Below are 14,405 nucleotides of genomic sequence, written 5' to 3'. Positions count from 1 at the left end.
ACCGCGCCGGACGCCCGCGAGGCCGGCGTGAACGTCCTGTCCGGCGGCACCGACGTCCACCTCATCCTCGTCGACCTGCGCGCCTCCGCCCTCGACGGACAGCAGGCCGAGGACCGCCTCCACGAGGTCGGCATCACCGTCAACCGCAACGCCGTCCCCGACGACCCGCGCCCGCCCATGGTCACCTCCGGCCTGCGCATCGGCACCCCCGCCCTGGCCACCCGCGGCTTCACCGCCGAGGACTTCGCCGAGGTCGCCGACGTCATCGCCCAGACCCTCAAGCCCTCCTACGACGCCGCATCCCTCAAGGCCCGGGTCACCGCCCTCGCCCACAAGCACCCCCTGTACCCCGGCCTGAACAAGTAGTTCCCTGGTGGGGGCGCCCGACGTCGTGCGCCCCCGCCCTTTCTGGAGGAGTTCCCGTGGCCATCTCGGTCTTCGACCTGTTCTCGATCGGCATCGGCCCGTCCAGCTCCCACACGGTCGGCCCGATGCGGGCGGCGCGCATGTTCGCGCGGCGGCTGCGCAACGAGTCCCTGCTGGACTCCGCCGCCTCGGTCCGCTGCGAGCTGTACGGCTCGCTCGGCGCGACCGGGCACGGCCACGGCACGCCCAAGGCGGTCCTGCTGGGCCTGGAGGGCTCCTCGCCGCGCACGGTGGACGTGGAGACCGCCGACGAGCGGGTGGAGCAGATCAGGAATTCCGGGCGGCTGCGCCTGCTGGGCTCGCACGAGATCCCGTTCTCCTTCGACGACGATCTCGTCCTGCACCGTCGCAAGGCCCTCCCGTACCACGCCAACGGCATGACCATATGGGCCCATGACGCCCAGGGCGCCGAACTGCTGTCGAAGACGTACTACTCGGTCGGCGGCGGGTTCGTCGTCGACGAGGAGGCGGTCGGCGCGGACCGCATCAAACTCGACGACGCGGTGCTGAAGTACCCCTTCCGCACAGGCGACGAGCTGCTGCGCCTCACCAAGGAGACCGGGCTGTCGATCTCCGCGCTGATGCTGGAGAACGAGCGGACCTGGCGCACGGAGGACGAGATCCGGGCGGGCCTGCTGGAGCTGTGGCAGGTGATGCAGGGCTGCGTCTCGCGGGGCATGTCCCGTGAGGGCATCCTGCCGGGCGGTCTGCGCGTCCGCCGGCGCGCCGCCATGACGGCTCGTCAACTCCGGGCGGAGGGCGACGCGTTGGCGCACTCCATGGAGTGGATCACGCTGTACGCGATGGCCGTGAACGAGGAGAACGCGGCCGGCGGCAGGGTGGTCACGGCTCCCACGAACGGCGCGGCCGGCATCATTCCGGCGGTGCTGCACTACTACATGAACTTCGTGCCCGGCGCCGACGAGGACGGTGTCGTCCGCTTCCTTCTCGCGGCCGGCGCGATCGGCATGCTCTTCAAGGAGAACGCCTCCATCTCCGGCGCCGAGGTCGGCTGCCAGGGCGAGGTCGGCTCGGCCTGCTCGATGGCGGCGGGTGCGCTCGCCGAGGTCCTCGGCGGCTCCCCGGAACAGGTGGAGAACGCGGCCGAGATCGGCATGGAGCACAACCTCGGCCTCACCTGCGATCCGGTGGGCGGCCTGGTCCAGATCCCGTGCATCGAGCGCAACGGCATGGCCGCGGTCAAGGCGGTCACCGCGGCCCGGATGGCGATGCGCGGCGACGGCTCGCACAAGGTGTCCCTCGACAAGGTCATCAAGACGATGAAGGAGACCGGCGCGGACATGAGCGTCAAGTACAAGGAGACCGCCCGCGGCGGGCTCGCGGTGAACATCATCGAGTGCTGAGCCGCCGCCGGAGCGGTCGGAGCGGTCGGCACAAGAGACGTCCGCCGGGAACCGGCGGGAAGAGAAACGGGGGCCCAGGATGAGCGGCTCGGTCGGCGCCGTCAGCAGCAACGGCACGTACTCCTTCAGCAAGCCCAACCGCGAGAGCGTCACGCTCGTCGCCGGGCTCGGGGTGGCGGGCGACGTGCACGCCGGAGCCACGGTGAAACACCGGTTCCGGATGAAGAAGGATCCCTCGCAGCCGAATCTGCGGCAGGTGCACCTCATCCACGAGGAGCTCTTCGAGGAGGTGCGCGCGGCCGGGTTCGAGGTGGCCGCAGGACAGCTCGGGGAGAACGTGACCACGCGGGGGGTCGATCTCCTCGGGCTGCCCGCCGGAACGCGGCTGCGGCTCGGAGCGGAGGCCGTGGTGCGGGTGACGGGGCTGCGCAATCCCTGCGCGCAGATCGACGGGTTCCGCAAGGGGCTGATGAAGCAGGTCGTCGGGCGGACCCCGGACGGCCGCCCGGCGTTCAGGGCCGGGATCATGGGCGTCGTGCTGGCCGGGGGCGTCGTGCGGCCCGGCGACCCGATCACGGTCGAGCTGCCGGACGGGCCGCACGTGCCCCTCGAGATCGTCTGATCCGGCCCCGTCCGGCCGTCTCTGCCCGACCGGAGCGAGGAGCCTAGCCTCGGAAGGCCGCCGGGCGTTCCGGGCTCGCCGCGGCCAGGGCCTTGGTGACGCCCTCGACGCCGGCCCGCAGGCCGTAGACCGGGGTGTCGGGCTGCTGGCGCCAGGAGTCGGCGATGCCTCCCGCGTCGACGGTGTCGAAGCCGAGCTCGTCGATCAGGGCGCGCACCGTCGCCTTGGCCGCGTCGTCGTCGCCGGCGACCGGGAGCGCCGTGCGGTCGGGGTGGCCGGCGGTCAGCGGACGGTCCAGGAGGTCCTGGGCGTAGGTGCCGTTGAAGGCCTTGACGACCGGGCGCCCGAGCTGCTGCTCGACCCAGCGGCTCTCGGTGAGGCCCTCGTCCTCGATGGCCGCGATGCGCCCGTCGCGCTGCTGCGGGTAGTAGTTGTTGGTGTCGACGACGACCAGGCCGTCGGCCGCGCCGTCCAGGATGCCGGACGGCAGGTCCGGGACCGCCTTCAGCGGGATCGTGATCACCACGATCTCGGCGCCGCGCGCCGCCTCCTCGACGGCGACGGGGGTGGCCCCCGTCTCCTCGGCGAGCTCCGTGAGCGTGTGCGGGCCGCGGGAGTTCGCGACGGAGACGTCGTGGCCGAGGGCGGTGAGGCGCCGGGTGAGGTTTCCACCGATGTTGCCCGCGCCGATGATGCCGATCTTCATGACAGGCCTTGCCTTCCAGGAGCCGTGCGTGGTCGACGAACGACGAACAATCAATGCACATGCATGCTTCTGGACGGCGTCAACCTGGCGCTGCGGGGATCTATTCCGGTCCCCGCAGCGGCTTTCCGGACCACGGCGAAGGGGGACGCCTCGTCGTGGCGCCCCCTGCCGGTTTCACGTCACTTGTTCAGGTGGGCCCAGAACTCGTCGAACGAGAGGACCTTGTCGCCGTTCAGGTCGCGGGACTTGATGATGGCCTCGGCGACCGACTCCGTGACGTTCCAGTCGCCCTGCTGAGCCAGGGCGGTCTTGAACTCGGCCGCGGTGATGAAGCCGTCGCCGTCCGTGTCGATCCGCTGGAAATGGTTGCGCGCTTCTTCGATGTCGGCCACCGGTCCGCCCCTCTTCTTCATGCCTTGCGGGCACATGTGCTGTTCTGCTGTCCAACTGACGCAGGCCAGATTAACGGGCCTCGCCGACCGCGGGACGCAGGACCTCCCGCTAGCGGAAGACACCCGTGTGGCCGAGCGAGTAGCGGCCGGGCTGCGGATAGACGGCCAGGCCGTGCGGGCCGCCGCCGACCTTGATGCGGGCGATCTGGCGGCCGTCGGCGGTGTCGATCGCGTACACCTCGGAGTTGTAGCGCCCGGACAGCCACAGGACCTTGCCGTCCGCCGAGACGCCGCCCATGTCGGGGCTGCCGCCGTCCGGGAGACGCCACTTCTTGGTGAGCTCGCCCTTGGCGAAGTCGAAGACGGAGACGGTGCCCTCACCGCGGTTGGTGACGTACATCTCGCGGGAGTCGCGGCTGACGTACAGCCCGTGGCAGCCCTTGCCGGTGGGCAGGAACCGCGGCTTGCCGAAGGCGGCTCCGTCGACGATCCACATGCCGTGGGCCATCATGTCGGCGATGTAGAACAGCTTGCCGTCCGGCGAGACCTTCACGTCCTGCGGCATGGCGCCCTTGAGGGGCAGTTTCTGCTGGGCGACGACCTTCATCCGCTCGGTGTCGACCTTCAGCAGTTCTCCGCTGAACTCGCAGGACACGATGAAGTACTTCCCGTCCAGCGAGAAGTCGGCGTGGTTGACCCCGTAACAGGTGACCGGTTCGGTCTTGATCCGCTTCATCGTGTGCGGGTCCCGGAAGACGAGCTCGCGGTCGAGGGAGGCCATGACGACGGCGTACTTGCCGTTGGGCGTGAAGTAGAGGTTGTAGGGGTCGTGCACCTCGACCGGCTTGCCCGTCTTCCCGGTCGCGGGGTCGATCGGGGTGAGGGTGTTCCCGCGGTCGTTGTTGACCCACAGGGTCTTGAGGTCCCAGGAGGGGACGACGTGCTGGGGCTGGCGTCCGACACGGATCGTCTCGATCACCCGGTACGTCTTCGGGTCGATGACGGAAACGGTGTCGGACTCGGTGTTGGGGACGTAGACCCGGGACGGGAAGTCCTTGACCACCGGGGAGAGCCGGTTCGGGCGGTCGGCGGCGTAGACGTCCTTGGGGTCGAGCACGGGCGGCATGCCCGGCAGGCCGTCGACGACCGGTCCGGCGACCTTCTTGGCGGGCGCGGGCACGGCCCGCTCGGTGGTGCGGCCCGTCCCGTCCGCGCCGCTTCGGGCATCGGTGCCGCAGGCGGCGAGGACGGCGAGGGCGGCCCCGGTGAGCAGGGCGCTTGTGGCGAGGTTGCGGTGCATCAGCCGATCAGCTCCGTGGCAGTGACCGCGCGCAGTCCGCGGCGGTCGAGTTCGTCCAGCAGGGCGGGGAGCGCGGCGACCGTGTCCGCGTACCCGAAGTGCAGGCTCACGACGGACCCGTTGCGGACCCCGTCGAGGACGTTGCGGGCGACGGCGGGGGCGCCGGGCGAGGTGAAGTCGAGGGAGTCGACGTCATAGGACAGGACGTGCGGATAGCCGGCCCGCCGGGCCAGTGCAGCGACGAGCGGGGAGGCGCGGGGGGCGCGGGAGGGCCGGAACCACGCCCCGACGGATCCGGTGAGCCGGCGCAGCCGCTGCGCGCACCCGGTGATCTCGGCCGTCGCCTCGGCCTCGGACATCGCGTTGACGTCCAGATGCCGCTGGGTGTGGTTGCCGAGGTCGTGGCCGCCGTCGAGGACCCGGCGGGCGAGGTCGGGGTGTTCGTCGAGCCAGGTCCCGACGGCCAGGACGGTGACCCGGGCGCCGTGCCGTTCGGCTTCGCCGAGCAGGGCTCGGGCGATGGCGGGATCGCCCTGCCCGTGGAAGGTGAGGGCGACCTGGGGACGGCCGCGGGGACCGTGCGTGATCTGGGCGGGCTGTCCTGGGAAGGCGCGCGGAGCGGGGGCGGGCGGGGTGCGGACGGGGGACCGGGAGGCGGCGGGCCGGGAGGCCGGGGACCGGGAGGCGGCGGGCTGGACGGCGGCGCCGGAGGAGTGCACGGCGGGCGCGCACCCGGCCGCGAACGCACCTCCGGCGACGAGCCCGGCGCCCGCCCGCAGCGCGGAACGGCGGTCGGATGGGGTCACCCGCACCATTTAAGGGGTGATATGCCGCGATTCCGACCATTGACGCCTCGGCCGCGTCCGCCGGCCGGGCGCCGGACGGACCGGTCAGCGGTCGGCTACCCGCATCTCGAACCAGGTCGTCTTCCCGCGGGGCAGCAGATCGACCCCCCACCGGTCGGACAGCTTGTCGACGAGGAAGAGGCCCCGCCCGCTGACGTCCATCTCCTGAACCGGCATCAGACAGGGCAGCCCACGGGAGGGGTCGCGGACCTCGACGCGGATCCAGCCGCGCCGGCGCCGCATGCGCAGGCCGAAGACGCGGGCGCCGGTGTGCCGCACGGCGTTGCCGACGAGTTCGGAGACGAGCAGCACCACGTCCTCGGCCGCCTTGGGGCCGAGCCCCCACTGACGCAGGACCACGACCTGGGCCAGCCGGCGGGCCGCGGCGGCGGACTCGGGGCGGGACGGCAACGGCACCTCGCCCTCCGTCGGGTTGCCGAACAACTCCAGCGCCTTGAGCGCCTGTTCGTCCTCCACCGCAGGCGACCAGCGCGCCGCGGCCGCACGGCTGTGTCCCCGCGGCTGTTCGATGCCCTCCAGCCCCGCCATGCCCCCATCATGGCCGCCCCGAGCCCCCTCCGGGGCCGTTCCTGTGGAATACGCCCCCCGGAATCCCCTGTTCCGATTGGCGCGTCCGGCATATGCCAGCGGCAGCGCAGATACCGACAAACCCTCCTGACCTGCTGCGAACACCCGCCCCGCGCCAAGCGACGGGCACCCCCGACACGACAGGCTCAAGGTCGCCTCAAGGTTCCCGTAAACCGCCCCATCGGGGGACGCCGGTGAGACGTCCCGTCAAGAGCAGGCGCCGGCGACGCCCCCGAAAGAGACGTCGCTCACAGGAACTTGGCCTTGCCGGGGCCTTCCTCCACGAAGCTGCGCATGCCCGTCTCGCGGTCGGCGGTGGCGAACAGACCGGCGAACCAGGTGCGTTCCACCGCCAGACCCGTCTCGATGTCCGTCTCCAGACCGGTGTCGACCGACTCCTTCGCGGCGCGCAGCGCCAGCGCCGGCCCCTGCGCCAGCTTCGCCGCCCAGGCGTGCGCCTCGGTGTACACGTCGGCGGCCGGCACCACCCGGTCGACCAGGCCGAGGGTCAGCGCCTCGTCCGCCTTGACCATCCGGCCCGTGAAGATCAGGTCCTTCGCCCTGGAGGGGCCGATCAGCCGGGAGAGGCGCTGGGTGCCGCCGGCCCCCGGGATCAGCCCGAGCAGGATCTCCGGCTGGCCCAGCCTCGCGCTGTCCCCGGCGATGCGGAAGTCCGCGCAGAGCGCGAGTTCACAGCCGCCGCCCAGCGCGTACCCGGTCACGGCCGCCACGACCGGCTTGGGAATGCGGGCCACCGCGGTGAAGGACTCCTGCAGGGCGCGGGAGCGCAGCACCATGGCGGTGTGGTCCATGTCCTGCATCTCCTTGATGTCCGCGCCCGCCGCGAACACCTTCTCCCCGCCGTACAGGACGACCGCGCGGACGTCGTCCCGCCGGGTCGCCTCCTCGGCGAGCTCCTTGAGACGGTCCTGCGTGGCGACGTCCAGCGCGTTCATGGGCGGGCGGTCGAGGCGGATCGTGCCGACGCCTTCGGCGACTTCGAGATTCACGGTCATGGCAGCAGGTTAACCACCACTAACGACGACGGGCCCGGTGCCGTGTGTCACAGCACCGGGCCCGCCCGCGAGAGCAGGGAGGGGAACGCTACTTCTTCCAGTCCGCCCAGGAGATGTTCCAGCCGTTGAGGCCGTTGGACGGGTCGACCGTCGGGTCGGTGGAGTTCTTCACGACGACCACGTCGCCGACCATCGACTGGTTGAAGAACCACGCGGCCGGCACCGAGCCGTCGTAGCCGCCGCGCACGTCCCGCAGGCCGATGCAGCCGTGGCTGGCGTTGTAGTTGCCGAAGGCGTCGCCGCCCCAGTAGTTGCCGTGCACGAAGGTGCCGGAGTTGGTCAGCCGCATGGCGTGCGGGACGTCCTTGATGTCGTACTCGCCGTCGTAGCCGACCGTGTCGCCGTTCATACGGGTCACGGTGAACTTCTCGCTGATGACCATCTGGCCGTTCCAGGTGGCGTAGCCGGGCTTGCCGGTGGTGACCGGGACGGTCTTGACGACCTTGCCCTCCCGCATGACCTTCATCGTGTGCTTCTTGGCGTCCACGACGGTCACCTGGTCGCGGCCGATGGTGAAGGACAGCTTCTTGGACTGCTTGCCGTAGACGCCCTTGCGGCCCTCGACGCCGTCGAGGTTCAGCTCGACCGTCACCTTGGTGCCGGCCTTCCAGTACTTCTCCGGGCGGAAGTCCAGACGGTCGTTGCCGAACCAGTGACCCTCGACCTCGACGGCCGGCACTGTCGTGATCTTGATGGCCTTCTCGACGTCGTCCGGCTTGGTGATGCCGCGCGTGAAGTTCACCGAGAAGGGCATGCCGACGCCGACCGTGGAGCCGTCCTCGGGCGTGAAGTTGCCGATGAAGGTGTTCTGCGGGCTCAGCGTGGTGAAGGCGGAGTCCTCGGCGGCGGTGCGGCCGGCCGAGTCCTTGGCGACCGCGTGCACCTGGTACGCGGTGGACGCGGCCAGGTGCGTGGCGGGCGTCCAGCCTGCGCCGTCGGCCGAGATCGCGCCGTCGATCTTCCTGCCCTTGGCGTCCTTGACGGTGACCTCGGTCAGCTTGCCCTTGGCCGCGGTGACCTTGAGGGCGCCGCTGGTGTCCACGTCCTTCGCGCCGGTCTTCGGGGCGATGGTGACGACCGCCTCCGACTGCTTGCTCTCCGCGGCCGTCGTGGACCCCTTGTCGCCCTCGGCCTTCGCGTCGGACCCGGAACCCGAGCCCTCACCGCCCCCGCCGCACGCCGTGACGGCGAGCAGCATCCCGCCCACGATCAGCGCCAGCCGTCTGTTGCGGCCCCGTGAGCGCCCGCCAACCGACGCCCCCGATATCGGTCGCACGTTCAAGTCGTTCTCCCCTCGCAAGGCCCTGGTCAGGCCCCCACCCCAGCGCTCCCGCGCGATCTCTGGCGCATATTAACCGTACGAATTTGAGCTTCGTGTCAGGCCAAGGTCACCGTTCCGTCCCAACTGGGACCAAGCAACGGCAGGGATGGTTGCACCGGGAGGAGGGTCAGTTCAGGGCGCTGCCCGCCGTCCACTCCCGCCAGGTCATGTTCCAGCCGCCGAGGCCGTTGTCCGGGGCGACCTGCTTGTCCTTGCTGTGGACCACCTCGACGACGTCGCCGACGAGCGAGCGGTCGAAGAACCAGCCCGCGGGCGTGTCCGAGCCGCCGCCCTTCACGTCCCGCAGACCCACACAGCCGTGGCTGACGTTGGCCCTGCCGAAGACGTCCTGTGCCCAGTAGTTGCCGTGCAGGAAGGTGCCGGAACCGGTCAGCCGCATGGCGTGCGGAACATCCGGAATGTCGTACTCGCCCTTGCCGTTCGCCTTCTTGAAACCGACCGTGGCGCCGTTCATCCGGGTCAGTTCCAGCATCTCGCTCACCACCATCTTGCCGTTGTAGGTGGTGTTCTCGGGCGACCCGGCCGTGATCGGCACCGTGGCCAGCAGCTCGCCGTCCCGCCGCACCTGCATGGTGTGCTTCGCGGCGTCCACCAGCGACACCTGGCTGCGGCCGACGGTGAAGGAGAACGACTTGTCCTGCAGGCCGTAGACGCCGGGCGCACCCTCGACGTCCCGCAGCGCGAGGTCGACCGTGACCTCGGTGCCCGGCCGCCAGTACTCCTCGGGACGGAAGTCGAGCCGGGTGCCGCCGAACCAGTGCGCCCGGATCTCGGCGGCGGGCTCGGCCGTGACCCGGACGGCGCGTTCGACGGCCGCGCGGTCGCCGATCTCGCGGTTGAACTCCAGCGAGACGATCATCCCCGTGCCCACGGTGGCCCGGTTCTCGGGCGTGACGTACCCGATGAAGCGCTTCTCGGGGACGAAGGTGGTGAACGTGGTGTGGCGCGCCGAACGGTTCCCCTCACCGTCCAGCGCCACCACGTCGACCGTGTAGCGGGCGGCGAGCCCGAGCCGGGCGTCGGCCGGCCGCCAGCTCAGACCGTCCGCGGCGATCCGCCCCTTCACCTCGCTCTCCCGCGCGTCCTGCGATCTGACGACCCTCACCGACTCCAGCCGTCCGTCCGGCACCCGCACGGAGAGATCCGTCCCGGGCCGCACGCCCCTCGCGCCGTCCTGCGGGCTGACGCGGATGACGTCCTCGGGGGCCGCGGGCTTGCCCAGCATCCGGTCGAGTCCGCTGCGGCCGTCACCTCCGCCGGTACAGCCGGCGGCCCCGGCCAGCAGTCCTGCCCATGTCAGTACGGCGGCCAGTGCGATCCCCGCGCGCCGTGCGCGCCCATGTCCATGCCTCACGGAGTGCCCAACGACCGGGCACGCTCCGGGGAAACGTGAGTGCGAGGGCCGCTCTGGGCAGACATGGGGAGAGGACGACGCGAAAGGGAGCCGCGGACGGGACACCGCGCGCTCCTCTCCCCCGTCGTCCCACGAGCCGCGGGAGGGCTAGACGGTGTCCAGCGCAGCCGAGCAGGAGGCGGTGGCCGAGCGCGCCACGCCGGAGGCCGTCGTGAACGGCGTCTCGCGCAAGGTGCCGGGCCCACCCGTGTGGCCGGGCGCGTCCACACCGCTGGGCGCCCGGTTCCGGGTCGGCCCGGACGGGGTCGCCGGCACCAACTTCGCCCTGTGGGCGGGCGGTGCGGAGGCGGTCGAGCTGTGCCTGTTCGACGAGGCCGGCCGGGAGACGCGGGCCCGGCTCACCGAGCTCACGCACGAGATCTGGCACGGCTTCGTGCCCGGGATCATGCCCGGCCAGCGCTACGGCTACCGGGTGCACGGCCGCTGGGACCCGTGGACCGGCGGCCGATGGAATCCGGCGAAGCTGCTCCTCGACCCGTACGCCCGCGCGGTGGACGGCGAGTTCCTGCTGCCGCCGGAGGTGTACGGGCACGTCCGCGACTGGCCCCAGCAGCAGGTCGCCGACACCGTGCGCGACGAACGCGACTCCGCGCCGCACGTCCCGAAGGGCGTCGTCGTGCACGACGACGACGACTGGGCCGACGACCGCCGTCCGAAGACGCCGTGGGCGGACTCGGTGATCTACGAGCTGCATGTGCGGGGCTTCACCCGACGGCATCCCGGCGTCCCGGAGGAACTGCGCGGCACCTACGCCGGTCTGGCGCACCCGGCGGCCGTGGAGCATCTGGTGCGGCTGGGCGTCACGGCGGTGGAGCTGCTGCCGGTCCACCAGTTCGCCCACGAGGACCATCTGCTGCGCCGCGGCCTGAAGAACTACTGGGGCTACAACTCGATCGGCTACTTCGCCCCGCACGCCGCGTACGCCGCGTCGGGGACGACGGGTCAGCAGGTCGGCGAGTTCAAGCGGATGGTGCGCGCCCTGCACGCTGCCGGGATCGAGGTGATCCTCGACGTCGTCTACAACCACACGGCGGAGGCCGGTGAACTGGGCCCGACCCTGTCGCTGAAGGGCATCGACAACCGCGGCTACTACCGTCTGCAGTCCGACGCCCGGCGCTACGCCGACTACACGGGCTGCGGGAACACCCTTCAGGTGGTCCAGCCGCATGTGCTGCGCCTGATCACCGACTCGCTGCGCTACTGGGTGACGGAGATGGGCGTCGACGGCTTCCGCTTCGACCTGGCGGCGGCGCTCGCCCGGTCCATGCACGACGTCGACATGCTCTCCCCGTTCCTGGCGGTGATCGCGCAGGACCCGGTGCTGCGCCGGGTGAAGCTCATCGCCGAACCCTGGGACGTGGGCTCGGGCGGCTACCAGGTGGGCGCCTTCCCGCCGCTGTGGACGGAGTGGAACGACCGCTACCGCGACGCCGCGCGCGACTTCTGGCGGCACGCCCTGCCGGACGTGCGGGAGATGGGCTACCGGCTGTCGGGCTCGAGCGATCTGTACGCGTGGGGCGGGCGGCGGCCGTACGCGTCGGTCAACTTCGTGACCGCGCACGACGGTTTCACCCTGCGCGACCTGGTGTCGTACGAGCGCAAGCACAACGAGGCCAACGGCGAGGGCAACCGGGACGGCACGAACGACAACCGCTCCTGGAACGGCGGCGTCGAGGGCGCGACGGCCGACGAGGACGTACAGGCGCTGCGGCGACGGCAGTTGCGCAACCTGCTGACGACGCTGCTGCTGTCGACGGGCGTGCCGATGCTGGTCGCGGGCGACGAGTTCGGGCGCACCCAGCAGGGCAACAACAACGCCTACTGCCAGGACAACGAGATCAGCTGGGTGGACTGGGGGCTGCTGGAAGAACCGGGCTGGCGGGCCCTGTTCGACCTCACCGCCCGGCTGATCGCGCTGCGGCACCGGCACCCGGTGCTCCGCCGCCGCGCCTTCTTCTCCGGCCGGGCGCACTCGGCGGACGGCCTGCGGGACCTGGCCTGGTTCACGGAACGGGGCACGGAGATGACGGAAGGGGACTGGTACGCGCCCGCGGCGACGCTGGGCATGTACCTCTCCGGGCGGGACATCCCCGGCCGCGACGATCGGGGCTCCCCGATCGCCGACGACAGCTTCCTCGCCGTCCTGCACGCGGGGGACCGCCCGGTGGACTTCGTCCTCCCGGGCCCGCCGTGGGCCCAGCGGTACGAGGTGGTCGTCGACACCTCCCGCGAGGAACAGGACGAGGCGCCCGGGGTCTTCCTCCCGGCCGGGACCACCGTGACGGTGCCGGGACGGGCGGTGCTGCTGCTGCGGGTGGCGGAGTGAGCCCGGCGCACGCGAGCGGCGAACACCGGAGGACGGCGGGCGACCGGCGGTCGGCGGCCGGGCGGCGGTCAGCGGCCGGGCGGCGGTCGGTCAGCCGAGGATGCCCCGCTCGTACGCTCTCGCCACCGCGGCCGCTCGGTCGTTGACGCCCAGCTTGGCGTACAGGTGGGTGAGGTGGGTCTTCACCGTGGCCTCGCTGATGAACAGGTCGCGGGCGATCTCACGGTTGGAGGCGCCCCTGGCGACCAGGGCCAGCACCTCGCGCTCGCGCGCGGAGAGCGGTTCCTCGCCGGGGCTCCGGGGGGCGCGGACCGCGGAGACCAGCCGGGTGGCCACGGCGGGCGACAGGACCGTACGACCCTGCGCCGCCGCCCGGACCGCCGTGAACAGCTCGTCGCGGGGGGCGTCCTTGAGGAGGTAGCCCGTCGCGCCGGCCTCGATCGCCGGGAGCGTGTCGGAGTCGGTGTCGTACGTCGTGAGGACGAGGACCTTGGCGCGGGCGCCGCCGCGGGTCAGCTCGCGGATGGCGTCCACTCCCCCGCCGCCGGGCATCCGCAGGTCCATCAGGACGACGTCCGGATCGAGTTCGCCCGCCTTCGCGACGGCCTCGACGCCGTTCGACGCCTCGCCGAGGACCGTGAAGCCGGGGGCCGACTCGAACATGCCGCGCAGGCCGTCCCGCACGACGGGATGGTCGTCGACGATCAGCAAGGAGACGCGCAGGTCATCTGTCATGGCGGACCAACGGTACGCGAGCCGACAGTGCGCTTCCGTGTCCCGGCTCGGACTCCACGGCGAAGGAGCCCGCGATCCGTTCGGCGCGGGCCCGCATGCCGTCGAGGCCGAACCCGCCGGACGGGGAGCGGGCCGGGAGGGCCAGCGGATCGAAGCCGACGCCGTCGTCGCGGATGTCGAGGATCACCTCGTCGCCCAGGAACGAGAGGGTGACGCCGAGGCGCGAGGCACGGGCATGGCGGGCGGCGTTCGACAGGGCCTCCTGCACGATGCGCAGCAGGGTGGCGGCGACCTCCTCGTGAAGCTGCTCCGCGGTGCCGGTGAGCGTGAACTCCGCGCGCACGCCCGTCCGTTCACCCCATTCGGCGACCGTCTTGCGCAGGGCCTCGGGCAGCCCGGCGTCCGCCAGCGCCACCGGGGCCAGATTGTGCACGGAGCGGCGGGCCTCGCCGAGGCTGTGCCGGGCCAGGTCGAAGGCGCGTCCGAGGTGGACGCGGGCGAGGTCGGGGTCGGGGGTGTTCGTCACCACCTGGAGCTGGGCGATGATCCCGGTCAGGCCCTGGGCGAGGGTGTCGTGGATCTCGGCGGCGAGCCGCCGGCGCTCGTCGGCCACCCCCGCTTCCCGTGCCTGGACGAGGAGTTGGGCGTGCAGTGCGGCGTTCTCGTCGAGGGCCTGCTGCAACGCCGTGTTGGTGCGCTCCAGTTCGGCGATGGTCGCGGACTGGGCTAGGGCGCGTTCCTCCTCCTGCTCGGCGAACCTGGTGAACACGGCGACCATGCCGAGGTTGAAGCCGAGGAGGAGGAAGAAGCCGAGCCAGAGGATCGGTCCGTGCGGCGGCATGCCGCCGATCTCGCTGCCGGCCATGGTGATCGCGGTCAGCAGGAGGCCGGGGCGCACGAGGCGGCGCGGCACCTCCCGGCCGACGGTGTAGTAGCCGGTCACTGCGTAGAGGGCGAAGAACGGGTTGAGCCAGGTCAGCGCGAACCCGAGGGACCAGCGCAGGAAGTAGAGGCAGGCGCCGGCGCGGCTCGGGCCCGGCCGTCTGCGCTTGACGCGGTCCCAGCCCGTCTGCAGCGCCGCCGCCGCGACCGCGAGCACCGCGGCGACGGCCATCGCCGCGTGGCCCATGCCGATCAGCCGAGCGGAGAGAGCCGCCGCGACGACACCGGCGGCGAGCAGCACATAGGGCCCCCGGCCGTCGAAGGAGGCTCGGAACTCCTTCTGCACGGGGCTCGGGCTCGTCATGCGCTCAGTCTCCGGCACGGGCC

At 71.6% G+C, this 14,405-nt stretch carries 13 protein-coding genes and 1 pseudogene; 4 read left to right on the top strand and 10 right to left on the bottom strand.

The window, feature by feature from the left end; translation table 11 throughout:
- From ACN6LD_RS37245 to ACN6LD_RS37235, 3 genes and pseudogenes are all read left to right on the top strand, one after another.
- Positions 1-366: pseudogene (locus tag ACN6LD_RS37245) on the top strand (serine hydroxymethyltransferase); the annotation flags it as partial.
- A gap of 56 nt (positions 367-422) precedes the next feature.
- Positions 423-1,790 (top strand): L-serine ammonia-lyase, encoded by a 1,368-nt coding sequence (locus ACN6LD_RS37240; protein WP_445045460.1) that lies wholly within the window; start codon positions 423-425, stop codon positions 1,788-1,790.
- Positions 1,791-1,869: 79 nt separating this feature from the next.
- A complete protein-coding gene (locus ACN6LD_RS37235) occupies positions 1,870-2,412 on the top strand; it encodes an MOSC domain-containing protein (RefSeq protein ID WP_319197532.1) in 543 nt (180 codons plus the stop codon).
- A gap of 43 nt (positions 2,413-2,455) precedes the next feature.
- Here ACN6LD_RS37235 and ACN6LD_RS37230 read toward each other — a convergent pair whose 3' ends face one another.
- The 8 genes from ACN6LD_RS37230 to ACN6LD_RS37195 all read right to left on the bottom strand — a co-directional run bounded on the left by ACN6LD_RS37230 (position 2,456) and on the right by ACN6LD_RS37195 (position 10,015).
- Entirely contained in the window at positions 2,456-3,118 is a 663-nt protein-coding gene (locus ACN6LD_RS37230) for an NADPH-dependent F420 reductase (RefSeq protein WP_445045459.1), read from the bottom strand.
- A 179-nt stretch (positions 3,119-3,297) separates the two neighbouring features.
- The gene (locus ACN6LD_RS37225; protein WP_107448719.1) at positions 3,298-3,510 is read right to left on the bottom strand and encodes an EF-hand domain-containing protein; all 213 of its coding nucleotides are present in this window, start codon (positions 3,508-3,510) and stop codon (positions 3,298-3,300) included.
- A 109-nt stretch (positions 3,511-3,619) separates the two neighbouring features.
- The gene (locus ACN6LD_RS37220) at positions 3,620-4,810 is read right to left on the bottom strand and encodes a YncE family protein (protein ID WP_319197529.1); all 1,191 of its coding nucleotides are present in this window, start codon (positions 4,808-4,810) and stop codon (positions 3,620-3,622) included.
- Complete coding sequence (locus ACN6LD_RS37215; protein ID WP_319197528.1) at positions 4,810-5,625, bottom strand: polysaccharide deacetylase family protein; 816 nt, start codon at positions 5,623-5,625, stop codon at positions 4,810-4,812. Before ACN6LD_RS37215 ends, ACN6LD_RS37220 begins: the two co-directional genes overlap by 1 nt.
- Positions 5,626-5,700: 75 nt before the next feature.
- Positions 5,701-6,204 carry an ATP-binding protein gene (locus ACN6LD_RS37210; protein WP_445045458.1) on the bottom strand — a complete coding sequence of 168 codons (504 nt, stop codon included), beginning with the start codon at positions 6,202-6,204 and terminating at the stop codon, positions 5,701-5,703.
- 287 nt (positions 6,205-6,491) lie between these two features.
- Entirely contained in the window at positions 6,492-7,259 is a 768-nt protein-coding gene (locus ACN6LD_RS37205; protein WP_319192381.1) for an enoyl-CoA hydratase/isomerase family protein, read from the bottom strand.
- Between the two features lie 88 nt (positions 7,260-7,347).
- On the bottom strand, positions 7,348-8,601 hold the full coding sequence (locus ACN6LD_RS37200; RefSeq protein WP_319192383.1) for a L,D-transpeptidase: 1,254 nt from the start codon (positions 8,599-8,601) through the stop codon (positions 7,348-7,350).
- 166 nt (positions 8,602-8,767) lie between these two features.
- Positions 8,768-10,015 (bottom strand): L,D-transpeptidase, encoded by a 1,248-nt coding sequence (locus ACN6LD_RS37195; protein ID WP_319192385.1) that lies wholly within the window; start codon positions 10,013-10,015, stop codon positions 8,768-8,770.
- A gap of 154 nt (positions 10,016-10,169) precedes the next feature.
- On the opposite strand from ACN6LD_RS37195, the gene glgX reads away from it, so the two are divergent.
- Entirely contained in the window at positions 10,170-12,401 is a 2,232-nt protein-coding gene (glgX, locus tag ACN6LD_RS37190; RefSeq protein ID WP_445045457.1) for a glycogen debranching protein GlgX, read from the top strand.
- Positions 12,402-12,491: 90 nt separating this feature from the next.
- Here the strand turns inward: glgX and ACN6LD_RS37185 are convergent, their stop codons facing one another.
- Together ACN6LD_RS37185 and ACN6LD_RS37180 are read right to left on the bottom strand one after the other, a co-directional pair.
- Positions 12,492-13,136 carry a response regulator transcription factor gene (locus tag ACN6LD_RS37185; protein WP_319192389.1) on the bottom strand — a complete coding sequence of 215 codons (645 nt, stop codon included), beginning with the start codon at positions 13,134-13,136 and terminating at the stop codon, positions 12,492-12,494.
- Positions 13,126-14,382: a sensor histidine kinase gene (locus tag ACN6LD_RS37180; RefSeq protein ID WP_445045456.1), complete on the bottom strand. Its 1,257-nt coding sequence runs from the start codon at positions 14,380-14,382 to the stop codon at positions 13,126-13,128. Before ACN6LD_RS37180 ends, ACN6LD_RS37185 begins: the two co-directional genes overlap by 11 nt.
- Positions 14,383-14,405 lie beyond the last annotated feature (23 nt).

It is taken from the genome of Streptomyces sp. SAS_272, from assembly GCF_052543235.1.
Note: the sequence above shows the minus strand (reverse complement) of the source record. Positions and strands in the feature narration are given on the sequence as shown.

Bases quoted from the DNA above. Each gene is read 5' to 3' on its own strand.
- ACN6LD_RS37205 (WP_319192381.1), bottom strand. From the start codon at position 7,259: ATGACCGTGAATCTCGAAGTCGCCGAAGGCGTCGGCACGATCCGCCTC.
- ACN6LD_RS37235 (WP_319197532.1), top strand. From the start codon at position 1,870: ATGAGCGGCTCGGTCGGCGCCGTCAGCAGCAACGGCACGTACTCCTTC.
- ACN6LD_RS37230 (WP_445045459.1), bottom strand. From the start codon at position 3,118: ATGAAGATCGGCATCATCGGCGCGGGCAACATCGGTGGAAACCTCACC.
- ACN6LD_RS37215 (WP_319197528.1), bottom strand. From the start codon at position 5,625: ATGGTGCGGGTGACCCCATCCGACCGCCGTTCCGCGCTGCGGGCGGGC.
- ACN6LD_RS37185 (WP_319192389.1), bottom strand. From the start codon at position 13,136: ATGACAGATGACCTGCGCGTCTCCTTGCTGATCGTCGACGACCATCCC.
- ACN6LD_RS37180 (WP_445045456.1), bottom strand. From the start codon at position 14,382: ATGACGAGCCCGAGCCCCGTGCAGAAGGAGTTCCGAGCCTCCTTCGAC.
- ACN6LD_RS37220 (WP_319197529.1), bottom strand. From the start codon at position 4,810: ATGCACCGCAACCTCGCCACAAGCGCCCTGCTCACCGGGGCCGCCCTC.
- ACN6LD_RS37210 (WP_445045458.1), bottom strand. From the start codon at position 6,204: ATGGCGGGGCTGGAGGGCATCGAACAGCCGCGGGGACACAGCCGTGCG.